Source organism: Pseudomonas sp. PS01303 (assembly GCF_029959385.1).
Lineage (GTDB): Bacteria > Pseudomonadota > Gammaproteobacteria > Pseudomonadales > Pseudomonadaceae > Aquipseudomonas > Aquipseudomonas rustica.
This window is the reverse complement of the sequence record NZ_JASCPK010000062.1, coordinates 1-22,427: the sequence shown is the minus strand read 5'-3', so window position 1 is coordinate 22,427 and position 22,427 is coordinate 1. Positions and strand designations below refer to the sequence as shown.

At 60.6% G+C, this 22,427-nt stretch carries 22 protein-coding genes; 10 read left to right on the top strand and 12 right to left on the bottom strand.

Features of this window, described 5'->3' with window-relative positions:
- The first annotated feature begins 7 nt into the window (after positions 1-7).
- The 3 genes from QMX93_RS17390 (at position 8) to QMX93_RS17380 (ending at position 4,498) form a co-directional block, all read left to right on the top strand.
- On the top strand, positions 8-1,615 hold the full coding sequence (locus QMX93_RS17390) for a carboxyl transferase domain-containing protein (RefSeq protein WP_282357333.1): 1,608 nt from the start codon (positions 8-10) through the stop codon (positions 1,613-1,615).
- A gap of 118 nt (positions 1,616-1,733) precedes the next feature.
- The gene (locus QMX93_RS17385; protein ID WP_053121779.1) at positions 1,734-2,549 is read left to right on the top strand and encodes a gamma-carboxygeranoyl-CoA hydratase; all 816 of its coding nucleotides are present in this window, start codon (positions 1,734-1,736) and stop codon (positions 2,547-2,549) included.
- Positions 2,549-4,498 (top strand): acetyl/propionyl/methylcrotonyl-CoA carboxylase subunit alpha, encoded by a 1,950-nt coding sequence (locus tag QMX93_RS17380; protein WP_282357332.1) that lies wholly within the window; start codon positions 2,549-2,551, stop codon positions 4,496-4,498. Before QMX93_RS17385 ends, QMX93_RS17380 begins: the two co-directional genes overlap by 1 nt.
- A 40-nt stretch (positions 4,499-4,538) precedes the next feature.
- Here QMX93_RS17380 and QMX93_RS17375 read toward each other — a convergent pair whose 3' ends face one another.
- Entirely contained in the window at positions 4,539-5,198 is a 660-nt protein-coding gene (locus QMX93_RS17375) for an XRE family transcriptional regulator (RefSeq protein ID WP_282357329.1), read from the bottom strand.
- A gap of 131 nt (positions 5,199-5,329) precedes the next feature.
- Here QMX93_RS17375 and QMX93_RS17370 point away from each other — a divergent pair, with 131 nt between their 5' ends.
- On the top strand, positions 5,330-5,668 hold the full coding sequence (locus tag QMX93_RS17370; RefSeq protein ID WP_053121713.1) for a DUF3077 domain-containing protein: 339 nt from the start codon (positions 5,330-5,332) through the stop codon (positions 5,666-5,668).
- Positions 5,669-5,812: 144 nt separating this feature from the next.
- On the opposite strand, the gene QMX93_RS17365 is transcribed toward QMX93_RS17370, so the two are convergent.
- The gene (locus QMX93_RS17365) at positions 5,813-6,175 is read right to left on the bottom strand and encodes a hypothetical protein (RefSeq protein WP_282357327.1); all 363 of its coding nucleotides are present in this window, start codon (positions 6,173-6,175) and stop codon (positions 5,813-5,815) included.
- Between QMX93_RS17365 and QMX93_RS17360 the strand changes: the two genes are divergently transcribed.
- Positions 6,147-7,298, top strand: a complete 1,152-nt coding sequence (locus QMX93_RS17360; protein ID WP_282357326.1) for a M14-type cytosolic carboxypeptidase — start codon at positions 6,147-6,149, stop codon at positions 7,296-7,298. The two genes, QMX93_RS17365 and QMX93_RS17360, sit on opposite strands and share 29 nt — an antisense overlap.
- A 94-nt stretch (positions 7,299-7,392) precedes the next feature.
- On the opposite strand, the gene QMX93_RS17355 is transcribed toward QMX93_RS17360, so the two are convergent.
- Together QMX93_RS17355 and QMX93_RS17350 are read right to left on the bottom strand one after the other, a co-directional pair.
- Positions 7,393-7,938 carry a cytochrome b/b6 domain-containing protein gene (locus QMX93_RS17355; protein WP_282357324.1) on the bottom strand — a complete coding sequence of 182 codons (546 nt, stop codon included), beginning with the start codon at positions 7,936-7,938 and terminating at the stop codon, positions 7,393-7,395.
- A complete protein-coding gene (locus QMX93_RS17350) occupies positions 7,935-9,041 on the bottom strand; it encodes a catalase family peroxidase (protein WP_053121722.1) in 1,107 nt (368 codons plus the stop codon). The genes QMX93_RS17355 and QMX93_RS17350 overlap by 4 nt, the downstream gene beginning before the upstream one ends.
- A 157-nt stretch (positions 9,042-9,198) precedes the next feature.
- Here QMX93_RS17350 and QMX93_RS17345 point away from each other — a divergent pair, with 157 nt between their 5' ends.
- Positions 9,199-9,705 carry a sigma-70 family RNA polymerase sigma factor gene (locus QMX93_RS17345; RefSeq protein ID WP_053121724.1) on the top strand — a complete coding sequence of 169 codons (507 nt, stop codon included), beginning with the start codon at positions 9,199-9,201 and terminating at the stop codon, positions 9,703-9,705.
- The gene (locus QMX93_RS17340) at positions 9,702-10,439 is read left to right on the top strand and encodes an anti-sigma factor (protein WP_282357323.1); all 738 of its coding nucleotides are present in this window, start codon (positions 9,702-9,704) and stop codon (positions 10,437-10,439) included. The genes QMX93_RS17345 and QMX93_RS17340 overlap by 4 nt, the downstream gene beginning before the upstream one ends.
- A gap of 124 nt (positions 10,440-10,563) precedes the next feature.
- Here QMX93_RS17340 and QMX93_RS17335 read toward each other — a convergent pair whose 3' ends face one another.
- From QMX93_RS17335 to QMX93_RS17305, 7 genes are all read right to left on the bottom strand, one after another.
- On the bottom strand, positions 10,564-11,535 hold the full coding sequence (locus tag QMX93_RS17335; RefSeq protein ID WP_159815316.1) for a spore coat U domain-containing protein: 972 nt from the start codon (positions 11,533-11,535) through the stop codon (positions 10,564-10,566).
- Complete coding sequence (locus tag QMX93_RS17330; RefSeq protein WP_282357321.1) at positions 11,532-13,889, bottom strand: fimbria/pilus outer membrane usher protein; 2,358 nt, start codon at positions 13,887-13,889, stop codon at positions 11,532-11,534. Before QMX93_RS17330 ends, QMX93_RS17335 begins: the two co-directional genes overlap by 4 nt.
- A 127-nt stretch (positions 13,890-14,016) precedes the next feature.
- Positions 14,017-14,793, bottom strand: a complete 777-nt coding sequence (locus QMX93_RS17325; protein WP_282357319.1) for a molecular chaperone — start codon at positions 14,791-14,793, stop codon at positions 14,017-14,019.
- Positions 14,794-14,827: 34 nt separating this feature from the next.
- Positions 14,828-15,328: a spore coat U domain-containing protein gene (locus QMX93_RS17320; RefSeq protein WP_282357317.1), complete on the bottom strand. Its 501-nt coding sequence runs from the start codon at positions 15,326-15,328 to the stop codon at positions 14,828-14,830.
- Positions 15,329-15,332: 4 nt separating this feature from the next.
- Positions 15,333-15,869, bottom strand: coding sequence for a spore coat protein U domain-containing protein (locus QMX93_RS17315; RefSeq protein ID WP_053121735.1), 537 nt, complete (start codon positions 15,867-15,869; stop codon positions 15,333-15,335).
- 20 nt (positions 15,870-15,889) lie between these two features.
- Complete coding sequence (locus QMX93_RS17310; protein WP_053121737.1) at positions 15,890-16,423, bottom strand: spore coat U domain-containing protein; 534 nt, start codon at positions 16,421-16,423, stop codon at positions 15,890-15,892.
- Positions 16,424-16,492: 69 nt separating this feature from the next.
- On the bottom strand, positions 16,493-17,014 hold the full coding sequence (locus QMX93_RS17305; RefSeq protein WP_282357313.1) for a spore coat U domain-containing protein: 522 nt from the start codon (positions 17,012-17,014) through the stop codon (positions 16,493-16,495).
- 251 nt (positions 17,015-17,265) lie between these two features.
- Between QMX93_RS17305 and zapE the strand changes: the two genes are divergently transcribed.
- Positions 17,266-18,396, top strand: coding sequence for a cell division protein ZapE (gene zapE, locus QMX93_RS17300; RefSeq protein ID WP_282357311.1), 1,131 nt, complete (start codon positions 17,266-17,268; stop codon positions 18,394-18,396).
- Positions 18,397-18,612: 216 nt separating this feature from the next.
- A complete protein-coding gene (locus QMX93_RS17295) occupies positions 18,613-19,926 on the top strand; it encodes a leucine-rich repeat-containing protein kinase family protein (RefSeq protein WP_282357309.1) in 1,314 nt (437 codons plus the stop codon).
- 85 nt (positions 19,927-20,011) lie between these two features.
- On the opposite strand, the gene QMX93_RS17290 is transcribed toward QMX93_RS17295, so the two are convergent.
- Positions 20,012-20,716 carry a YebC/PmpR family DNA-binding transcriptional regulator gene (locus tag QMX93_RS17290; RefSeq protein WP_159815323.1) on the bottom strand — a complete coding sequence of 235 codons (705 nt, stop codon included), beginning with the start codon at positions 20,714-20,716 and terminating at the stop codon, positions 20,012-20,014.
- Between the two features lie 221 nt (positions 20,717-20,937).
- On the opposite strand from QMX93_RS17290, the gene tssI reads away from it, so the two are divergent.
- Complete coding sequence (tssI, locus tag QMX93_RS17285; protein ID WP_282357305.1) at positions 20,938-22,323, top strand: type VI secretion system tip protein TssI/VgrG; 1,386 nt, start codon at positions 20,938-20,940, stop codon at positions 22,321-22,323.
- The last annotated feature ends 104 nt before the right edge of the window (positions 22,324-22,427 follow it).

The following is a 22,427-nucleotide window of genomic DNA, read 5'->3' as shown; positions in this document are numbered from 1 at the left end:
GCTGACCATGGCAACCTTGCACACTCAGCTCAATCCTCGTTCAGCGGAGTTTGTCGCCAACAGCGCGGCGATGCTCAAACAGGTCGACGCCCTGCACACCCTGCTCGCCCAAGTGGCGCAGGGTGGTGGCGCGAAAGCTCAGGAGCGTCACACCTCGCGCGGCAAATTGCTGCCGCGTGAACGCATCAACCGTTTGCTCGATCCGGGCTCTCCGTTTCTGGAAATCAGCCAACTGGCCGCCCACGCCGTCTATGGCGAAGACGTGCCGGCGGCCGGTGTGATTGCCGGGATCGGCCGGGTCGAAGGCGTCGAATGCATGATCGTCGCCAACGACGCGACGGTTAAGGGTGGCTCGTACTACCCGCTGACTGTGAAAAAACATCTGCGCGCACAAACCATCGCGCAGCAGAATCGTCTGCCGTGCATCTATCTGGTCGACTCCGGCGGCGCCAACCTGCCGCGTCAGGACGAAGTGTTCCCGGATCGCGAGCACTTCGGGCGGATCTTCTTCAACCAGGCCAACATGAGCGCGATGGGTATTCCGCAAATCGCCGTGGTCATGGGCTCGTGCACTGCGGGCGGCGCTTACGTGCCGGCGATGGCCGACGAAGCGATCATGGTGCGCAATCAGGCGACGATTTTCCTCGCTGGCCCGCCGTTGGTGAAAGCCGCGACCGGTGAAGTGGTCAGCGCCGAAGACCTCGGCGGGGCCGACGTGCACTGCAAGATTTCCGGGGTTGCCGACCACTACGCCGAGAGTGACGAACACGCCCTCGCCCTCGCCCGCCGCAGCGTTGCCAACCTCAACTGGCGCAAGCTCGGCGAAGTGCAACAGCGCGCACCGATTGCGCCGTTGTATGCCAGCGATGAGTTGTACGGCGTGGTTTCGGCGGACGCCAAGCAGCCGTTCGACGTGCGCGAAGTGATTGCACGACTGGTCGACGGTTCGGTGTTCGATGAGTTCAAAGCGCTGTTCGGCGCCACGCTGGTTTGCGGTTTTGCGCATCTGCACGGTTACCCGATCGCGATTCTGGCGAACAACGGCATCCTCTTCGCCGAAGCCGCGCAGAAAGGCGCGCACTTCATCGAACTGGCCTGCCAGCGCGGCATTCCGCTGCTGTTCCTGCAAAACATCACCGGCTTCATGGTCGGCCAGAAATACGAGGCCGGCGGCATCGCCAAGCACGGTGCAAAACTGGTGACCGCTGTGGCGTGCGCCAAGGTGCCGAAGTTCACCGTGATCATTGGCGGCAGCTTCGGCGCCGGTAACTACGGCATGTGCGGCCGCGCTTACGATCCGCGTTTTCTGTGGATGTGGCCGAATGCGCGCATTGGTGTGATGGGCGCTGAACAAGCGGCCGGCGTGTTGGTGCAGGTCAAACGCGAGCAGGCTGAACGCAGTGGCCAAAGCTTCAGTGCCGAGCAGGAAGCCGAGATCAAGCAACCGATCCTCGACCAGTATGAAGAGCAGGGTCACCCCTACTATTCCAGCGCACGGCTGTGGGACGACGGCGTCATCGACCCGGCGCAGACCCGCGATGTGCTGGCCCTGGCCTTGTCCGCGTCGCTGAACGCGCCAATCGAACCGAGCCGCTTCGGCGTGTTCCGGATGTGATTCGATCCTGTAGGAGCAAGGCTTGCCCGCGAAGGCGATGTGTCAGTCACATCAATGGTGGAATGACTACTTTCGCGGGCAAGCCTTGCTCCTACAAGAACCGTGGAGACGGATGAATATGAGCGACTTCAACACCCTCGAACTGCAAAACGACCCACGCGGTTTCGCGACGCTGTGGCTCAACCGCCCAGAGAAAAACAACGCGTTCAACGCCGAGATGATCCGTGAACTGATCCTCGCCCTCGACAAGGTTGCCAGCGACGCCAGCCTGCGTTTCCTGCTGGTGCGCGGCCGTGGCAAGCACTTCAGCGCCGGCGCCGATCTGGCGTGGATGCAGCAATCGGCCGAGCTCGATTACCACACCAACCTCGACGACGCCCGCGAACTCGCCGAGCTGATGTACAACCTCGCCAAGCTGAAAATCCCCACCGTGGCCGTGGTGCAAGGCGCGGCATTCGGTGGCGCGCTGGGTTTGATCAGTTGCTGCGACATGGCGATCGGCGCCGATGACGCGCAATTCTGCCTGTCGGAAGTGCGCATCGGTCTGGCGCCAGCGGTGATCAGCCCGTTCGTGGTGCAAGCCATTGGCGAACGTGCAGCACGGCGTTATGCGCTGACCGCTGAACGTTTTGGCGGTCAACGGGCACGGGAAATCGGTTTGTTGTCCGACAGCTATCCGGCCGCTGAACTGGAGCAACAGGTCGAACAGTGGATCAATAATCTGCTGCTCAACAGCCCCGCCGCCATGCGCGCCAGCAAGGACTTGTTGCGTGAAGTCGGCAACGGCGCGCTGACCCCGGCGCTGCGCCGCTACACCGAAAATGCCATCGCTCGCATCCGCGTCAGTCCGGAAGGTCAGGAAGGTCTGCGGGCCTTTCTGCAAAAACGTCCGCCGAGCTGGCAAGCCGAAACCACCACCAAGGAGCCGCGTTGATGAGCGCACCCGTTCTCACCACCCTGCTGGTGGCCAACCGTGGCGAAATCGCTTGCCGCGTGATGCGCACCGCCAAAGCCTTGGGCCTGACCACCGTCGCGGTGCACAGCGCCACCGACCGCGAGGCGCGACACAGCCGTGAAGCGGATATCTGCGTCGATCTCGGTGGCAGCAAAGCGGCTGACAGTTATTTGCAAATCGACAAACTGATCGCGGCGGCCAAGGCCAGCGGCGCGCAGGCGATTCATCCGGGTTACGGCTTTCTGTCGGAGAACGCCGGGTTCGCCCGCGCGATTGAAGCGGCCGGGCTGATTTTCCTCGGCCCACCGGCCTCGGCCATCGACGCGATGGGCAGCAAATCGGCGGCCAAGGCGTTGATGGAAACTGCCGGCGTGCCTTTGGTGCCGGGTTATCACGGCGAAGCGCAGGATCTCGAGACCTTCCGTGCTGCCTGCGAACGCATCGGTTATCCGGTGTTGCTTAAGGCTACGGCCGGCGGCGGTGGCAAAGGCATGAAGGTTGTTGAAGAGGTCGGCCAGCTCGCCGAAGCACTCGCCTCCGCACAGCGTGAAGCGCAGTCGTCGTTCGGCGATTCGCGGATGCTGGTGGAGAAATATCTGCTGAAACCGCGTCACGTCGAAATCCAGGTATTCGCCGACCAGCACGGCAATTGCCTGTACCTGAATGAGCGTGATTGCTCGATCCAGCGGCGGCATCAGAAAGTCGTCGAAGAGGCGCCGGCACCGGGCCTGTCCGCTGAACTGCGTCGAGCGATGGGCGAAGCGGCTGTACGTTCGGCGCAGGCGATCGGTTATGTCGGCGCCGGCACGGTGGAGTTTCTGCTGGATGCACGTGGCGAATTCTTCTTTATGGAGATGAACACGCGCTTGCAAGTTGAACACCCGGTGACCGAGGCGATCACTGGTCTGGATCTGGTCGCCTGGCAGATTCGCGTGGCGCGGGGTGAAGCGCTGCCGATCACCCAAGAGCAGGTGCCGCTTAATGGTCATGCGATTGAAGTGCGCTTGTATGCCGAAGACCCTTCGAATGATTTTCTGCCGGCCACCGGGCGTCTGGATTTGTATCGCGAGTCGGCTGAAGGGCCTGGGCGTCGAGTGGACAGCGGGGTTGAGGAAGGTGATGAGATTTCGCCGTTCTACGACCCGATGCTCGGCAAGCTGATTGCCTGGGGCGAGGATCGTGAACAGGCGCGCCTGCGTTTGTTGAGCATGCTCGATGAATTTGCGATTGGCGGGTTGAAGACCAACATCAACTTTCTGCGGCGGATCATCGCGCATCCGGCGTTTGCGGCGGCGGAACTGGATACCGGGTTTATTCCGCGCTATCAGGAGCAATTGCTGCCTGCGCCGAGCGAATTGAGTGACGGGTTCTGGCAGGCGGCGGCGCAGGCGTTTGCGCAGAGTTTGCCGAGCGTTGTGCGGGCGGATGATGCTGCTTCACCGTGGTCGCGGAACAGCGGATTGCGCGCGGGTTTGCCTCGGGAAATTACCCTGCATTTGAGTTGCGAGGGGCAGGATCGGGCGTTGACTCTGGGGGCTGGCGGTGATGCAAAACTGCTGGGCGACTCGCTGGTTGTTGAACACGAAGGCGTGCGTCGTACCTTGCGGGCTATTCGTCAGGGTGCTGCGCTGTATCTGCAATGGGAAGGCGAGTTGCGTCGCGTCGAAGCTTACGACCCGATCAGTGCGGTGGAAGCCAGCAACAGTCATCAGGGCGGTCTGACGGCACCGATGAACGGCAGCATCGTGCGGGTCTTGGTCGAGGCCGGGCAATCGGTTGAAGCCGGTGCGCAACTGGTGGTGCTGGAAGCGATGAAGATGGAGCACAGCATCCGTGCGCCGCATGCCGGGGTGATCAAAGCGCTGTATTGCCAGGAAGGTGAAATGGTCGGCGAAGGCAGCGCTTTGGTTGAACTGGAAGCAGTGTGAATAAAGAGACCGATCCTACGCCTGGCGAGGATCGGTCTGACTAGAAGCGCGCCGTTGCCTGCACCACCACGCCGAGGATTCGACACTCCTCGGTGAACAAGGCTTTCGGCCACGTCGGATTGAGCGGTATCAGGTAACGCTGGCCGCCCTCTTCGTCGAGCTTGCGAAAAATCGCTTCATGGCTGTCCGACCACTGGGCGATCACCAGTTTGCCGGGCACTGCCTCTGCCTCCGGATCGACCAGAATCAACATGCCTTCGGGGATGCTCGTGCCTTTGGGCGCGGTCATCGAGTCCCCCGACACCCTCAGCCAGAACGCGGCGCCGCGAGCGTGATAATCCGTCAGCTCGAAGCGTTTTCTGTCCTCGGGTTTGCCGTAGGGCTGCGGCGCACTTTCCCGCGCTTGCAGTGGCGCGTTCCAGTCGCTCACCGGGTAGCGAAAGTAAGGGTTATATTTCTGCGTCAGCGGCATGTCGTCGTCCGCCGCAGGCTGCGGCTCGCGAATGACCATCGCCACTTCGAGAAAATCCATGCCCAGCGCTTGCAGCACGCGGTTCATCTCCGCGACGCCCGGTTCACGACGTTTGTTCAGCCAATGGCCGATGCCGCCCTGGGACATGCCAACACGCTCTCCGAGCTCTGTTTGAGTGATTTTGAGTTCACTCATTTTGGCCTTGACCAACTCAATCCATTTATCCATGTGCGGCACCTTACGCGGGACGCCTTCGGCCAGCAAAACACAAATTGTCGTATTTAAATTCTGGTCACAACTACGCACCGTACTATGCTGACAGCACGGACAGTTAATCAAACAAGGAGTGGCCCTTCATCATGAACATCAGCAGCAAAGACTTGCCCGACCTGCAAATGGACACCACGTTCACCTCGCCCCAAGGCAACGCCGCCGCGCAACGAGCGCTCGACTATTACTTGAAACCAACTGTGTCGACACCCGAGGTCGATGAGCGTTTTTTCGACGTCAACCGTCATGTCAGCGGCGAAGAAGCACTGGTACACGCCTCCGACCTATTGCGCTGCGCAGCCGCCACCGCTTTCAAGGCAGCAGAAAACCTGCAAGGCGCGAGTCGCGATCTGGCATTTTCAGTGGTGCACATGGTGGATATGGCGCGGGCGATGGTCGACCACTCGCTGGATGGCGATGAAGTCTGAGGAACGGGGGTTCGAACGGACAGGAAAGAATTTTCCAATCGCGCAGATAAAAACATTTGACTTGCAAATGATAATGATTATTATTGCATGCAGCTGGTCGCGAGATCAGTCGATGGACCAGAGACCTTAGGTCGGTCTTCTGGACTATCTCCTCATCAGGCTAATCACGGTTTTTGACCCGGATTTTTTCCGGGTCTTTTTTTTACCCGTTTTTCGGGCTTGTGGCTTCAGGCTAATGAAGTCTTTAGGTGCTGCAAATTCGATGGCGCGGATAATATCAAAAGAATATCGATTGGCAAGCCAAGCCCGGCCGCATTGGGGCAAACTAACGACAAATAGCACTTGAGAATCAATCGCATAATCTCTAAGCTGCCTCCGCGTCATGGAGGACGCCCCCGCCACAACCCCGCAATTCCCCTGGGTTTCAGCCCAATCTTGTGTAAAGTATCGGCCATAACAATCCTGATCAGGAACCGATATGACCGTGGCCAAATCTTCGTTCGACATCAGCGCCAATTTCGACAGCGGCAACATCCAAGTCATCGACATCAGCAATCCGCTCAGCCCGGTTCTGGCCATCCGCCCGGACACGCGCAGCGCCCATTTTCAGTGGTTCCACTTCAAGGCCAGCGGCTTGCACGTCGGTCAGGAACACTGGTTCCGCCTGAACAACGCCAGCCAGTCCTCGTACAACAAGGCTTGGGATGGCTATCAAGCCGTGGCCTCCTACGATCACGTCAACTGGTTCCGCGTACCGACAATTTTCGAAGGCGATTGCTTGCGCTTCTGCCTCGAAGCCACGCAGACCCACGCCTGGTTCGCCTACTTCGAACCGTACAGCCGTGGCCGTCACGACTGGCTGATCGAGCAGGCGCTGACCAAGGCCGGCACTGAACTGCTCGCCACCGGCAAAAGCGTCGAAGGCCGCGACATCCAGTTGCTGCGCAAAGGCTCGGGCGCTGAAGGCCAGCGCAAAGTCTGGATCATCGCCCAGCAACACCCCGGCGAGCACATGGCCGAATGGTTCATGGAAGGCATCATCGAACGTCTGGAACGTCACGAAGATCCGGTGCTGAACAAGCTGCTGGCCAGCGCCGATCTGTACCTGGTGCCGAACATGAACCCGGACGGCGCTTTCCACGGCCACCTGCGTACCAACGCCATGGGCCAGGATTTGAACCGCGCCTGGCAGAACGCCAGTCAGGAAGTCAGCCCCGAGGTACTTTTCGTACAGCAGCAAATGGAAAAGTACGACGTCGATTTCTTCCTTGACGCACACGGTGACGAGGAAATCCCTCACGTGTTCACCGCCGGTTGCGAAGGCAATCCGGGTTACACGCCGCGCATCGAGAAGCTTGAAGAACACTTCCGCAGTCACCTCAAGCACACCACCAAAGACTTCCAGACCAAGTACGGCTATGTTCGCGACGAACCGGGCCAGGCCAACATGACCCTGGCTTGCAACAGCGTCGGCCAGAAATACGACTGCCTGTCGCTGACCCTGGAAATGCCGTTCAAGGATCACGACGATCATCCCGACAAGGAAACCGGCTGGTCGGGCAAACGCTCGAAACAACTGGGCAAAGACGTGCTGACCACCATCGCCGACATGGTCGACACCCTGCGCTGATCCCCTGCCCTCCACGCAAAAAAAAGATCGCAGCCTGACTGCGATCTTTTGCTTCAGGCCGTAGCTTTACGCGCCGGCCCGCCCCCTGACTCGCTCAATGACGATCGCGACCGCGCAACATGCTGTCGAGCACCTCATCGCGGCGCACCCAGCCATGAAACAACGCCGCCGCCAGGTGCAGCAGCACCGTCAGAAACAGCAGGTACGCCAGATAACCATGGGCCTTGCGCAGCCACGCAAACAACTGCGCATCGGCCGGCACAATCGACGGCAACTGCAGCGTGGTGCTGAGCATCACCGGTTCGCCAGAAGCGCTGATCATCGCCCAACCGAGCAGCGGCAACACCAGCATCAACGCGTACAACAACAGATGCGAAGCCTTGGCCGCCAACACCTGAAAGTCCGGCAGATCCGCTGGCAAAGGGGGTTGGCGCGTGGTCAAACGCACCAGCAGACGCACGACAACCAATACCAGAATCGCAATGCCCAACGGCTTGTGCAGATGGATCAGCCATTCATGCCGCTCTGAAACAGACGTCACCATGCCCGCGCCAATAAACAGCATGGCGATGATCATCAGCGCCATCAGCCAGTGCAGCAGTCGCGCCAACAATGCGAAATGCGTCGGTTGAGTTCTCATGGGCGAGCCTCCTGTTTGGCGGCGGGCAACTGGCTGACTTCGCTGGTGCGACGCAGGTAAGAATCGGCGTAACCGGCGGAGCGCGCGGCGAGCAACGGATCGGCGGTGCCTTGAATCCCGGCCGGCAACACAAGCGGGTCGTAGTTGATGTCGCGGCACTCGCCACTCAGTTGTGGCTGGGTTTTCTCCAGCACCAAGGTGCCGGCGTTGACCACTTTGCGCCCCGCCGGCCAGGTTTTACTGGCGTCGTTGACCGGATCCTCAGGATTGGCCAAGGTGATATTCAACTGAAACCGCAGCGGCGCGGCGGCCAGTTTTTGCACCAGATCCTTCTCAAGAAAATCGCCGCCCTCAGGTGCCGTCGCCCCCGCTGCATCCTGCGCCAACGGCGTCATGCTCCAGCGCACGGCCTGCTTTTTGCCGCTGGCGTCGACCAGATAAAACGCGTTGACGCTGTTATAGGTTTCCGTGGCGTAACTGGCCGACGGCTTGGCGGTCTTCACCCACGTCAAAAACGGCACCGCTTCCGGGTGCGAGGCGAAAAAGGCTGGCACCTTGCTTGGATCCGGTTTGCCCGTCGCCGGATCCGGCGACTGCGCCTGTTGCAACTGATAGAACGCCTCGGGCGTACCAACCGGGAACACCGGCATGCTGTTCATCCCGGTGCGCCACTGCTGCCCGTTGGCCTGAGTGAAACGCAGCGCCAGACTGCGAATCGGCACGCTGCTGTCCGGCGCATAGGGGTTGCCCGCCGGCAGTGCGAAACGTCCGACCACCGGGGTACTCGGATCATTGAACACCTGGGCGGTGGAGAACACCCGCGCCTCGCCGCTGCTCTCGAAATGGCCGATCACGCAGACGCCTTTGGCATGATTACGGCGAAATCCCGGATGCACGCCGTTGTTCTTTTCCAGCACATCGACCAGCGCTTTCGGCGTCAGACGTTGTGGGTCAAAGTTGCCATGCACGTAGGCAAACGCCCCGGCTACGGCGGCGACCACCACGGCGATGCCGCCCAGACGCAAGATCAGGCTCGCGGCACTCAAGGGCGGGCGCTGCGGCCTTTCGGGCGGGGCAGCGTTGGGGGATGAGCGATCAACCATGAACGACTCCAGGGCCATCGGCCACGAGTAGGAAGAATCAGCAAGACGCGCCCCGTCGGGGTTTATTCCACGGCCCGGTATTTATTTTTCCGAACGTGGAATAACCTGCCACGGCGGACGTCTCCCTAGTCCACAGCGTAGTGACTAGCAGAACTTCATGAGCGAATTCGACGAACAGTTGAGAGAAATCATTCCCAGATTGCGCCGCTTTGCCGTGTCGTTGACGCGCAACAGCAGCAGCGCAGACGATCTGGTGCAGGCGAGCCTGGAGCGCGCCCTGTCGAGTTGGGGCGATAAACGTGCCGACGGCGATTTGCGAGCCTGGCTGTTTGCGATCCTCTATCGACAATTTCTCGACGCCCACCGCCGCTCCCGGCGCTATGCGCGGATGCTCGAATTTTTCACCGGACGTGACGACGCCGAACCCTCGGTCGAACGCACGGTAATCGCCCAATCGACCCTGCAAGCCTTCGACCGACTGCCCACCGAACAGCGCGCCCTGCTGCTGATGGTCTCGGTCGAGGGCCTGACTTATAAAGAGGTCGCCGAGATTCTTGGCGCCCCGATCGGCACCGTGATGTCGCGCCTGTCCCGCGCCCGCCAGGCCTTGCGCCAACTCAGCGACGGCGAAATCAGCAGCCCTTCTTTGCGGATACTCAAATGATCAGCCTGCCTCCCAGCGAGCGTGATTTGCACGCCTACATCGACCACCAGCTCAGCGACGCCGACCGGCGTGTGCTGGAGACCTGGCTGGCCGCTCACCCGGATGAAGCCGCGCAAGTGCGCGCCTGGCAACAGGACGCCCAGCAACTGCGCGCGGCCCTCAGCGGCGCGTTGCAGCAACCGGCCAATCCGGAGCTTGACCCGGCGCTGATTCGTCAGCGCCGCCAGCGTCAGTCACGGCGCCATCTGGCCAGTGCGGCGATGTTGCTGATCGCGGTCAGCATCGGTGGTTTCAGTGGTTGGCAGGCACGGGAAATGACCCTTGTGCGTTCTTCGATGTTGCCGATGACCGACGCCCTTCAGGCCTATCGATTGATTGCGCAAAAAGGCATGTTGCCGGCGGATTACAAGGTCGACAGTGACGGCGACATGCAGCGTTGGCTTGATCGATATTTCAATCAGGCCAGCCGTTTGCCGGATCTGAAAGCGGCCGGGTTTGAACCGGTCAGCGGGCGCCTGCTGAGCACCGACGAAGGCCCGGCGGCGATGGTGCTGTATGAGGATGGCAGCGGGCACAAGGTGAGTTTCTACGTGCGCCCGCCGGGGCCGAAGAACACCTTTTTACCGCGCGGTAGCCGCAGTGATGGGGATTTGCAGGCTGAGTATTGGTCGGGTGGCGGGTACAACTATGCGGTGGTGAGCCCGATCGAACTCAAGCCATCACTGTCATTCTGAGTCCACTGAGGATCCCAATGTGGGAGCGAGCCTGCTCGCGAATGCGGTAAATCAGCCACATTGTTGTGAACTGACACACCGCATTCGCGAGCAGGCTCGCTCCCACAGGGGTTCAGCGTCAAATTCAGAAACCGACGTCGAGCACTACGTTATCCAGATACGTGCCCGCCGGCGGCGTGGTCTGGTCGGTGTAGATTTTTGCGTTGTAGTTGAAGATCTGGCTGCCTGTGCCCAGTCCGTTGCCGGGGTTGACCTCGGCATCGGTGCTCGAACGACGTGCCGTGCCGACACTGCCCCAGCGCGTTGTCCCGGCGCTTTTGAAAATGTCGTAGGCCAGATAATTGCTGCCGGAAATCATCCGCCGCCGCCCGCCCACGCTTACTGCATTCTGCCCGTCGCTCAAGCCCACGGTGTAAGCGCTGCCTTTGGTGCAGGCCAGATTGATTGTCAGCCCGGTCACCGGCGTGAATGCACTGATCACTGGCGCGCTGCCGAAAGCGATGTTCGGCGCGGTGATCGTGCAGTCATTGGACACGGTCAGGTTCACCGTCAAAGTAGTCGTAGCGTTGTTGATATCGCGGCCGATGCAGATCGCCCCAATGCCAATCCCCGAACAGTAATTCCAGTTCCAGAAAATGCTCAGCGTCTCGGTGTAGACCCCAGCGGCGACGTTGCTGCCAATGGTTGTGCCCAAATACAGCGGCACGGTTTTCGGCGTCGTGCCGTTGAGCAGGCCCAAGGCATCAATGATTCCGTTGCGGGCGAAGTCATAAGCGGTGCCACGGGTCAGCGGGTAGCTGGTGCTGTTGTTGGCGTAAATCGTGTAACTGATGACGTCGCCGGTCGGCCCGACCAGACCGCTTTGGGTCGAGGACACGGTGCCCCAGAAATGGTCGTTGCTGGTCAGCAAAGACAGCAGCGATCCGGTGCAGCTCAACCCGCCATTCAATGTCGAACTGGGTTGAGAGGTGGTGCGCACGGCGATCGAACTGATCGAACCGAATGACGCTGGGGTCGTCCCCACCACCGAGCACAACGCCTGCGCCGCCCCCGGCAGCATCAGCGCCAGCCACAAAAACATCCGTGCAACAGTCATTGGCACACCAGCGGGCCGATCAGCGGCACCTGGTTCTGCTGCATATCGACCGGGAATTGCACTCGACAGGTGCTGCCATCGGCCAACGTCACTTCCAGGGAATTCTGCGCTTCGAGATTTTCCAGATAGACCAGGCCATCCCAGCCCAACACCGTCCGCGCACCACTCTGCTCGTGCAGCACACCCGCGCCCAACGGCAGTTCGCGTTTCTGTGCGTCGACCAGCACGATGCTCGCGGCAATCACCCGCGTCAGCGGAAACTCCAGCAGATAACCACTGCCACGCCGCACGGCAATGCGCTGTTCGACGTTGGGGCTGCGCACATTTGGCGGCAGGTTGAGCGGATCGATCTCGTATTTGCCGCGGTAATAGGCGCTGCTCCACGGCACCAGCAAATGGCCGTTCTTGTCCGTCTCGCCGACCTGCTGATTCTCGTAGCGCACCGGAATGTTGGAAAAACCTTCAGTGCTGACCACAACAAAAGCATCGTCGATGCGGTTGGCGGCGAACACTTGCTTGTCCATCCACACCAGCGAACCACTGGCATCGGCCCAACGGGTTTCGGCGTCGGACGAACCGTAAACCCCGGCCTGCAACTGCACCGATTGTAGACGCCAAGTCACGTCAGCCTGTCGATAGTCCGGGCCATCGCCCTTGGCGTAACCCAGATTGAACCCTACGCCGCCCTCGGTCGGCACCGCGCGGCTGTAGTTGACCCGCTGCTGGCTCTGCCCGGTTTTGCTGCGCTCGGTGCTGATCGCCAGGCTGCCGCGTAAATCGAACGGAATCACCACTTGCGCCTGCACCGCCCAGTTGCTGTCGCCGATCTCGCGGTTGGCTGACAGGTAGAAACTGCTGTTGCGCCACAGCGGTTTGCTCCAGCTCAGGTTGAGCAATTGCGTGCGTGAATCGTCCGCTGCGCGCACATCGAAATAGCCTGCGCCGAGGCTGCCCCAACGGTCGAGGTTAACGCTGAGGGTCGCCTGTTCACTGCGCCGACTGAGACTGATGTAGGGCGTGTCGACCACGGTCAGATCGGCGTATTGATCGTGGCGTTGCAGGCGCTGATAGGAAAAGCTGAAACGCTGATTGCTGTACTGATAGCCGAGGCTTAATTGCTGACCGCCCTCGCCGTCGAAACGGCTCTGGCTCATGGCACTGTTGAGCACACCGAAATTACCCAGCCGCAGATTGCCGCCGAGGCCGCCGAGGGTCAGCGAGTCGGAGGCTTCAGCGTGGCTTTCCAGGGTAAAGCTGTCGCTGACGCCGTAGCGCAGGCTGCCGGAGGTTACGCCCGGGCCGTAGTTGAAATCCTTCAAAGCGTAATCACGCCGCAGGGAGCCGGCGGCCACGGAAAAATCGCTCAAGCCTTTTTGCAACAAGCTGCTGGTGACATAGAACGGCACCGTGGTCGACACCTGTCGACCCAACGCATCCGTGGTCACCACCACGGCTTCGCCCGCGCCGTTGATGAACGGAATGTTGGTCAGCGTGTAAGGCCCGGGTTGCAATTCGGCACTGCTGGATTTGTAGCCGTTGATAAACAGATCGACCGAGGACGGCACCGCCGCTTCGCCAGCAAATTGCGGCAACGGATAGGTGACCAGATCCGGGCGCACAGCGAAATCACGCGAGAACTGCACGCCACCGAGACGCACCGAACTGCTCCATGGCAAGGCGCCGCTGATCACGTCGCCGGCTTCGTAAGTGAGCATTCGCTCGTCATCGGAATAACGCCAGGTGGTGTCGTAACGCAGGTAACCGTTGTCTAGCGTGCTGACTGAATCACCGGACAACGTTCGCCGGTATTGCCCGGTGTTGGACAACGTGCCCCAACTGTCGAACAGGCGCACTTCGTTCCACGCCGCTAAATAGGTGCCGGCATCATCGGTGTCGTTGAGATAGAGGTCGTAGTTGAACAACGCGCCGAAACTGCTCAGCGCCGGGGTTCGTGGATAGGCCTGGCGATTACCGATGAACTGTTCTGGCAGCCACTCCGGCGGCACGTTGAGCAGCAAGCGTTGACCGACGCTGTCGTATTCGCTGTGCAGACCGGGCAGGCTGTCGAGGTCGACTTCAGTGCTGATGTTTTCAGGCAGTTTCATACCGGTTTCACGCAGCGCCGTGGCGGGTAAAAACAGGCGCCCGCCGCGCTGCTGCACTGCCACCACTTGCCCGGTATTCATCTGGTTGACCACCAGTTCGAGAAACAACTGTGCATCGCTGACGGCCTCCATGCCGCTGGGCGGTGGCGGCAGTTCGCCGGCCCCGGACGGTTGAACGAACACCAGGCAGCACGCGCCGGTGAGATGCCACAACGGACGCTGAATACGGCGAGCCCATCCTCGGCTCATACGCGCTTTACGTCCGTCAATGGACTGAATCCTCCTGATACTGCGGGTGGCCATAACCACTTTCACTGTGGTCAGTGAACCCTGTGGCACTGGTGAATCCCTTTGCCATGACACCGAATCAGCCCATTCACTTCGCCGGGGTAATGCTCTGCACCTGCGCCCCGCCATTCACCCGCACCTGCAACGCCGAATCCCCCGCCAGCGCGCCCGGTGCCGGCCAGCGCATCACCGCGCCCGGTAGCACGTAGCCGAGCAAGCCTTCCGCCAACGGTTTGTTCTGCCCACCCTGTTTGATCGCGACATCCGTCAACCGCGCATGCACCGCACCTTGATTGCGCACTTCGACATACGGCCGGCCGTCCACCGCCACCGTGCGCCAGGTCAATTGTGGCAAACCAATCCCCTTGGGATCGCGCTGGCGGGTGCTGTCTTCTTTGCTCCACAGACCGGCGCCGTAAGCGAACAGCGGTACCGAATAGCGCATCTGAAAACGAATCGCCGCCGCTGTTTTGCCACCTTCAGCACTGGGCGGTTGTGCGGACGGGATTTCGTCGATGATGATTCGGTAGGCCAGTTCCTGCCCGGGCGGCACGTCCTTGGTGCGGGTCAGGCGCACCAGTTGTTTCTGACCCGGCTCGATCTTCGCCACCGGCGGGCTGCCGATCACATCGCGCTGGTTCTGGTATTGCTCCTCGTAACCGTTCTGGCTCCAGCCGAACACGCGGATCTGCAGGTTGGCGGTTTCAGTGCCGCGATTTTCCAGCCACAACGCGCTGGCCTGTTGATCAGCCTCCAGCACCGGATCGATCGGCCAGATCAACACCGAACTGGCGGCGTGCGAATAACCTGCCCCGAGCGTGAACAGCGCCAACACCGCGCGCCGCATGAACGTAACTGCCCCCATAAACCTGCTCCTTGTCGGCACATCAAACCTCGCCTCACCACGACAGTTGCACCTGCAACACATCGCTGTACGTCCCCCCAGGCTGATTGCCCGGCAATTGCACCTGACCGTAAATCGGCAGGCGAATGTTGTTTGCATCGCTGTACGCCACCGCCACACTCTGGCCGATGCCCAGAATCTGGCTGTACGCTGCATCGCGGAACAGCGTATACGCCACCCGCGCGCTGCCACTGTTGACCTGCATGTGCCGGCCACTGCTGTTGTACTGGCCGCCGTCGACGCTCATGTTCAACGTCACCCCCGGCGTGCATTGCAACTGCACGCCGCCAGTCAGTGCGACCTGCACCGTGCCGGTGGCCAGCGCCGACCGTGAACCGAAATTCAACCCGCCATAATTCGATACCCCGCCCACCACCAGGCACCCCGCCGTGACCGTGGCGCTGACCTGAAAGCTCTGGCTGGTCGCCGCCGTCAGCGGCAGCGGTGCACTGCCCGCACAGAGCAGGAGTAACGCGATGCCGCCATGGCGGAACATGGCATCAGAACGTCAGTTCAACAGCAACGGTGTCGGTGTAGGTGCCGGCCGGCAAACCGGCCTTGCCCACGGCCTGACCGTAGATATTCACGGTCTGCGCGACACCGGTACTCGCGGCGAGATTGATCGTCCCGTCGATCGCCAACAGCTGCGAATGCCCGGCATCGGTGTAAAAGTCGTAGGGCACGTAATTCGCCACGCCGTCGTACAACGCACGGGTGCCACCCGGCGACATGCCGTCATGGGCACCGGCGCGCACTTTCACCGTCGGCGTGGTGCCGCTGGAGCACAGAATCGACAGCGCCCCGCCGCCACCGCCCAGCACTTGCCCGGTGGCCGTGGTGAACAGGCTGTTGGCGGTGCCGAAGTTCAAGGCACCGAAGTTCAGACCGGTGGAGCCACCGGCGCCGTTGACCTGACAGCTGCTGATCAGGATCAGGCTGGAGGTGATCTGGCCAGTGACCGTGGTGGCGGCGTTGGCGCTGGAAACCAGCGCCAGACCGAGCAGCGGCAAACCTATCCTTGATGCAAACGTACGCATGGTGTCCGTCCTCTACGGGGTTACCAGTCGAGCGTCACCGTCAGGGTGTCGGTGTAGACCCCTGCCGGAACCGCGCGGGTATTCGCCACCACCGAGCCAAATACCGGAATGGGTATTTGCGCAGCGCTGGTGACAGCGAAATTGTGTTGTTGGCCGATGCTGTAGCTCTGCGCGCCCGAGGGGTCGAGAAACAGCTGATAAGGGAGGGTCTGGCGACCGTTGCTCAGGCGCCGGGTGTTGCCGTCGCCATGGGTGCCGCCGTCGATGGTGACGGTAAAACCGGTGACCGAAGGGTTGCAGGCGACATTGAGTTTGCCGCTGGTGTCGCCGTCGAGGGCTGCTTTGATCGGCGCGTTCCAGGTCGGCCCCTGCTGACCGAAATCCAGCGTGCCGAGATCGCTGACCGGACTGGCGGGATTGGAGGTGTTGGTGACTTCGCAGCCGGCGATCAGGATCAGCCGCGCGTGGATCTGCCCGCTGACCGCTGCTTGCGCATCGTCCGCGAGCAGCGCCAGCGTACCTGCTGCCATGACCATCCAGTATTTGCCTGCCATTGCGCCCGTCCCTACTCCTTCAGCGACTGCGCTCATCATTGAGCACTGCGTTGTTGCTGTCCGTTGCGATCACCAGGTGACCGTTACTTTCACTAAATCCGAATAGCGGCTGACCTTCGGCACTTGCGCCAGCCGCTCGATCCGCGCATACAACGGCAACTCCACCGTGCCCGTGTCCGGCACCCGCCCGCTGACCGGTACGTCCACCACCAGCGGCACTCGCCGCGCCGCATCCTGATACAAGCGGTAAGGAATCGGCTTGCTGCCCTCCGTCCCGGCCATGTATCGCACCTCACCGACACCGCCGTGCAAACCGCCGTCAACGCGCATCTGATAAGGCGTGTCCGGGTTGCATTCCAGCCGTGGCAAGCGTTGATTGGTCAGCGCCGCACTCAATGGCCCGTCAGGGTCGTCAAGGCGCGCGGTGCTACCAAAGTCGAGCACGCCGAGCTGCTCAATCCCGGCCTCGCGTTGCTGGCCGATCAACTGGCAGCCGCGCTGCACGTCGACTCGCACTTCGACCTGTAGATCCGCCGCGTATGCAGGTGCAGCAAGCACACCCAGCAGGCCCATGACCACTCGTTGTTTCACTGCGCCATTCCTTGTCAGCACTGGCTTGCGCTGTCGTGACTGTGTTTCAGGTTAGCAACGCACGGCGATTGCGCCAGTCAATTGGATCCATGGATCGGCCCGGTTATGTTTCGAAAGGTTGGCAACACGCAGAAAATGTTCTGTCACCGAACGGCCTCGACCGCCCGAGGTAGAAGCCGTTGACGTCGCCTGGTTACAATGTCGCGCCGCACTCCGGGGAGGCGGCATGACCGATACGGAGTGACCGCAGAGTGCCCGCCCGACCGCCGAAACGATCACATCTGAGCCAACGCTGGCCGGTGCTGCGCCGCTTGTTCGGCAAGGGCATTGGCGCCAGCGCCGGGCACGAGGCGAGCGCACAGTCGATCCGCGATTATTTCCGCAACAAGGCGCACCAGCAGGGTTACACCCTCAGCCACAGTCAGCAGCGCGTCATCGATTGCATGGCGCAACAGGCCAGTCTGCTGTTCGGCGCCACCGCACAAACTCCGCCGAGCCTGTACCTGCACGGCGCGGTCGGGCGTGGCAAGAGCTGGCTGCTCGACGGTTTCTTTCAGGCGCTGCCGATCACGCAAAAGCGGCGGCTGCACTTCCATCAGTTCTTCGCGCAATTGCATCAAGGCATGTTCAGCCACCGCGAGCAGGAAGACGCCCTCGCCACCACCCTCGATGAGTTGCTGCAAGATTGTCGGGTGTTGTGTTTCGACGAGTTTCACGTACATGACATTGGCGACGCGATGCTCATCACCCGGCTGTTCAAAGCGCTGTTCCAGCGTGGAATTCTGCTGTTGGTGACCTCTAACTATCCGCCCGAAGGCTTGCTGCCCAACCCGCTCTATCACGCGCGTTTCAAACCGGTGATCGAGTTGATCAATACGCGCATGCAGGTCATGGAAGTCGGCGGCCCGCATGATTACCGCAGTCTGGCGCGTAATCATGAACATCAAGTATTTACCCATGGGCATTATGTCTGGCCGGGTACGGCCGCTCAGCGCATGGCCCTGAACCTGCCGGCACAAGATGCCCCGCCATTGTCGCTGGCCGTCGGTACCCGGCATTTTCGGGCGCGACGGTGTGACGACAGAAGCGTGGCTTTTACCTTCGATGACCTGTGCGAGCAGCCGACGGCGGTGATGGATTATCTGGAGTTGTGTCGGCGTTTCGACCACTGGGTGATTGATGATTTGCCACTGCTGGGCGACTGCTCGATTGCGGCGCAACAGCGCTTCATTAACTTGATCGACGTGCTTTACGACCAGGATAAACACCTGACGTTGATTGGCCGGTTGTCGCTGTGCGAAAGCCTGGGCGGCGATGCGATTGATCTGGGGCGTACGCGTAGCCGGTTGGGGCAGCTTCAGGTTATCCCTCCCTCTAACTGACACCCTGAATTCATTGTGGGAGCTAGCCTGCTGGCGATCGCGGTGGGTCAGATATTTCAATGCTGGCTGACACTCCGCAATCGCCAGCAGGCTAGCTCCCACAGGGGATTTCTGTCGTTCACAAGATCTGAGCCAGCCTCAAATAAAGTGTTTGCCGTTATCATGGCGGTCATTTCGGCGCCTTGCGCTTGTCCTCTTTCTAAAGTGAACACCTACATGCACACCCTTGCTCAATTGCGCGCCGGCGAGTTGTCGGGCATCACGCGGCTGGATCTGTCGTGCGGGCTGACCGAGTTTCCGCGCGAGATTTTCGAGCTGGCTGACACCCTCGAAATCCTCAATCTCAGCGGCAATAACCTGAGCAGTCTGCCGGATGATCTGCACCGTCTGACCCGCCTGCGCGTGCTGTTCTGCTCCGACAACCCGTTCACCGAACTGCCCGCCTGCCTCGGCCAATGCGCGGCGTTGACGATGATCGGTTTCAAGGCCAACCGCATCGTCAACGTTCCCGGCGCCGCGCTGCCGCCGCTGTTGCGCTGGTTGATCCTGACCGACAACTGCATCGAAACCTTGCCGACTGAACTGGGCGAACGCCCTTATCTGCAGAAACTCATGCTGTCTGGCAATCGTCTGCAAGCGCTGCCGCCGTCGCTGAGCCAATGCCACCGGCTGGAGCTGTTGCGCATCTCCGTCAACCAATTCAGCGAATTGCCGCAATGGCTGCTGAACTTGCCGAGCCTGACGTGGCTGGCCTACGCCGGTAATCCGCTGGAAACCGAAGCCGATGCTGCCGCCCTCGAAGCCACGCCACTGATCGACTGGTCAGCGTTGCGTCTGGAGCAGAAGCTGGGCGAAGGCGCCTCCGGGGTGATTTATCGGGCGGTTTGGCGGCGTGCCGATCACAGCGAAGAGCCAGTCGCGGTGAAGTTGTACAAAGGTGAGATGACCAGCGATGGCTCGCCGCTGCATGAGATGAACGCGTGCATCACTGCTGGCCTGCACCCGAATCTGATCCGCGTTGAAGGGAGAATCGACGGCCACCCCGACGGTCAGCAAGGCTTGGTCATGCAATTGATCGATCCGAGCTTTCGCAACCTCGCCGGGTTGCCAAGTCTGGCGTCGTGCTCGCGGGATGTTTACGCCGATGACCTGCGCTTCACGGCTGACGTTGCGCTGCGCATTGCCAAGGGCGTTGCCTCGGCGGCGGAGCATCTGCATGAGCAAGGCATCACCCACGGCGACCTCTACGGGCACAACATTATGTTGAACGACCGAGGCGATTGTTTATTGGGGGATTTTGGCGGGGCGTCGTTCCATGCCACGACGGATAACGCGCAGACACGGGCGTTGCAACGCATTGAAGTGCGGGCGTTCGGGGTTTTGTTGGGGGAATTGCTGGCGCGTATCGACTCGGGGTTGAGTGAAGAGCGGTGTTTGCAGCTGGAGGAGCTGGAGCGGCGTTGCTGTCAGGCGGATGTGCTGGCGCGGCCGGGGTTTAGTGAAGTGATTGAGGTATTGGAAAACCTCTGACAGCTAAAAAGATCGCAGCCTGCGGCAGCTCCTACAGAGAACGCGATCCCTGTAGGAGCTGCCGCAGGCTGCGATCTTTTGATCTTTAGCCAGCCAGACCCACAAACATGTCTTGCACGTCATCATGGTTGTCGAGGCCTTCAAGGAACGCCTCAACTTCAGCCATCTGCTCATCGCTCAACCCGGTCACCGGGTTTTTCGGCTGGTAACCAAGCTTGGCCGACAACACGGTGAAGCCTTGCTCCGGCAGGGCTTTCTGCACGGCATCAAGGTCAGTCGGGTCGGTCAGGAACAGTGTTGCGCCGTCTTCGCCCGGCTCGAAATCCTGAGCACCGGCTTCGATCGCGGCCATTTCCGGATCGGCGTCCGGGGTGTCCGGCGACGCTTCGATCATGCCAACGTGATTGAAATCCCACGCGACCGAACCGGAAGCGCCCAGTTGGCCCTTGCGGAACGCGACGCGGATTTCGGCGACGGTGCGGTTGACGTTGTCGGTCACGCACTCGACGATCAGCGGCACCTGGTGCGGGGCGAAACCTTCGTAGGTCACGCGATGGTATTGCACCGCTTCACCGAGCAGACCGGCGCCTTTCTTGATCGCGCGATCGAGGGTTTCTTTCGGCATCGAGGCTTTCTTGGCCTGTTCAACCACCAGACGCAAGTGTGCGTTGGTGGCGGTATCGGCACCGTTGCGCGCAGCAATGGTGATTTCTTTCACCAGTTTGCCGAAGATTTTGCCCCTGGCGTTGGCTGCCGCTTCTTTGTGTTTAACCTTCCACTGTGCGCCCATTACTCACTCTCTTGATCTGTGGCGCCGAGACATCTATTGGCCGACGCGTGGCGCCAAGTTTATACGGCCTAAAGTCGGCAATCGACCAAAAATATTGATTGGCGAATCGACATCTTCACCACAACGTGTAGGGCGATTCTGAAAAGCTGCCTTGCGGTGACTATTCCGCGCTGCGGTTTCGTACCCTCTGCCGTCCGTATTGACCGACAGAACCTGTACGAATGCTCAATGACATGGAAAGTCCCTTCACCCTGACCCTGATCGATGGCGGATTGTGTCTGCCGGTGGTGCGTTTCAGCGGTGATGAAGCGCTCAATCAGCCCTTTCGCTTCGAGGTCGATGTCATTGGCCTGGCGCCCGCCGTCCTGCCCGACAGCTTGCTGGAGCAACCGGTGTATTTACGCCTGAGCGAGCAGCACGGTGTGCATGGCCTGATCCACAGTGTCCGTTGCGAACATCGCGGCACGCACCGGATCGGTTATCGATTGGTGCTGGTGCCTTATCTGCAACGTCTGGCGCAATCGCTTAAACGCCGGGTGTTTGTGCAGTTGAGTGCGCCGGCGATCCTTGCACAATTGCTCACCGAGCATGGGCTGCCAAAGAACAGCTTTCGCATCGAAATGACCGTCGGCCACTACCCCGTGCGGGACTTTTGCATTCAGTACGAGGAAAGCGACCTGGCGCTGCTGCAACGTCTGTGTGAAGAGGAAGGCATCCATTATCACTTCGAGCATCGGCCTGACGGGCATATGGTGGTGTTTGCCGATGACAGCCTGAGCCTGCCGCAAGAACCTACGCTGCTGCCCTTCAGTCTCGACGATGACACGCCGTCGCCACGGGTCAGCGCGCTGTTTCAGCAACATGACGCCGCGCCAATTCGAGCGCTGCACAGGGTGCGCAATCGTGGCCAACAGGCGTCGGGCGAGGACTCGGCCAATCAAACCGTGCCTGTCCTCGCACCGCAGATGTTGTCCCTTGAACAACGTCATGCCGAACAACGCAGCCGCCGCCATCTGGAGCGCCAGCGCTGCCAGTACCGCTCGATTCACGGTCGCTGCGACAGCCCCGGATTGCACAGCGCCGACCTGCTGCAAGTGACCGAACACCCGGTCAACACCTTCAATGAGCAATGGTTGATCACCTCAGTGCGCCATCAGGGTCAGCAACCTTGCATCCTTGATCCGGCGCCGAGTGAGTATCGCTATCACTGTGATTTCACGGCGTTGCCATGGTCGACGGATTTTCGCCCGGCGCTGAAACAATCACGGCCGAGCATTCCGGGGATTCACTTGGCGCGAGTGCTGGGCACGAAGGGGCAACCATCGAAACTGGATGACAAGGGGCGCATCAAGGTGAGTTTGTGGCCGAGGCCAACATCGCCTGATTCTGAGGGGATTTGGCTGCCGATTGCGTTGACCAACGCCAATGGCCGCATTGCCGCGCACGAGTTGCCCCGTGCGGGCAGTGAGGTGTGGGTGAGTTTTCTCGACAGTGATCCGGATCGACCGATTTTGTGTTTGGGAGCGCAGCGCGAATCCGCGCCGGTTGAAGCACCGCCAGCACGCGACAGCAGCCTCTTACTCGACTGGCTGATCAACCGCTCCTGACCACAAATCCAGACCTGTAGGAGCTGCCGAAGGCTGCGATCTTTTGCTGTTGATTGTAAGAAACAAGATCAAAAGATCGCAGCCTTCGGCAGCTCCTACAGGGG

What these genes read in the sequence shown, in the direction of transcription:
- QMX93_RS17390 (WP_282357333.1), top strand. Translation starts at nt 8, where the DNA reads ATGGCAACCTTGCACACTCAGCTCAATCCTCGTTCAGCGGAGTTTGTC.
- QMX93_RS17385 (WP_053121779.1), top strand. Translation starts at nt 1,734, where the DNA reads ATGAGCGACTTCAACACCCTCGAACTGCAAAACGACCCACGCGGTTTC.
- QMX93_RS17380 (WP_282357332.1), top strand. Translation starts at nt 2,549, where the DNA reads ATGAGCGCACCCGTTCTCACCACCCTGCTGGTGGCCAACCGTGGCGAA.
- QMX93_RS17375 (WP_282357329.1), bottom strand. Translation starts at nt 5,198, where the DNA reads ATGGATAAATGGATTGAGTTGGTCAAGGCCAAAATGAGTGAACTCAAA.
- QMX93_RS17370 (WP_053121713.1), top strand. Translation starts at nt 5,330, where the DNA reads ATGAACATCAGCAGCAAAGACTTGCCCGACCTGCAAATGGACACCACG.
- QMX93_RS17360 (WP_282357326.1), top strand. Translation starts at nt 6,147, where the DNA reads ATGACCGTGGCCAAATCTTCGTTCGACATCAGCGCCAATTTCGACAGC.
- QMX93_RS17365 (WP_282357327.1), bottom strand. Translation starts at nt 6,175, where the DNA reads ATGTCGAACGAAGATTTGGCCACGGTCATATCGGTTCCTGATCAGGAT.
- QMX93_RS17355 (WP_282357324.1), bottom strand. Translation starts at nt 7,938, where the DNA reads ATGAGAACTCAACCGACGCATTTCGCATTGTTGGCGCGACTGCTGCAC.
- QMX93_RS17350 (WP_053121722.1), bottom strand. Translation starts at nt 9,041, where the DNA reads ATGGTTGATCGCTCATCCCCCAACGCTGCCCCGCCCGAAAGGCCGCAG.
- QMX93_RS17345 (WP_053121724.1), top strand. Translation starts at nt 9,199, where the DNA reads ATGAGCGAATTCGACGAACAGTTGAGAGAAATCATTCCCAGATTGCGC.
- QMX93_RS17340 (WP_282357323.1), top strand. Translation starts at nt 9,702, where the DNA reads ATGATCAGCCTGCCTCCCAGCGAGCGTGATTTGCACGCCTACATCGAC.
- QMX93_RS17335 (WP_159815316.1), bottom strand. Translation starts at nt 11,535, where the DNA reads ATGACTGTTGCACGGATGTTTTTGTGGCTGGCGCTGATGCTGCCGGGG.
- QMX93_RS17330 (WP_282357321.1), bottom strand. Translation starts at nt 13,889, where the DNA reads ATGAGCCGAGGATGGGCTCGCCGTATTCAGCGTCCGTTGTGGCATCTC.
- QMX93_RS17325 (WP_282357319.1), bottom strand. Translation starts at nt 14,793, where the DNA reads ATGGGGGCAGTTACGTTCATGCGGCGCGCGGTGTTGGCGCTGTTCACG.
- QMX93_RS17320 (WP_282357317.1), bottom strand. Translation starts at nt 15,328, where the DNA reads ATGTTCCGCCATGGCGGCATCGCGTTACTCCTGCTCTGTGCGGGCAGT.
- QMX93_RS17315 (WP_053121735.1), bottom strand. Translation starts at nt 15,869, where the DNA reads ATGCGTACGTTTGCATCAAGGATAGGTTTGCCGCTGCTCGGTCTGGCG.
- QMX93_RS17310 (WP_053121737.1), bottom strand. Translation starts at nt 16,423, where the DNA reads ATGGCAGGCAAATACTGGATGGTCATGGCAGCAGGTACGCTGGCGCTG.
- QMX93_RS17295 (WP_282357309.1), top strand. Translation starts at nt 18,613, where the DNA reads ATGCACACCCTTGCTCAATTGCGCGCCGGCGAGTTGTCGGGCATCACG.
- QMX93_RS17290 (WP_159815323.1), bottom strand. Translation starts at nt 20,716, where the DNA reads ATGGGCGCACAGTGGAAGGTTAAACACAAAGAAGCGGCAGCCAACGCC.
- tssI (WP_282357305.1), top strand. Translation starts at nt 20,938, where the DNA reads ATGCTCAATGACATGGAAAGTCCCTTCACCCTGACCCTGATCGATGGC.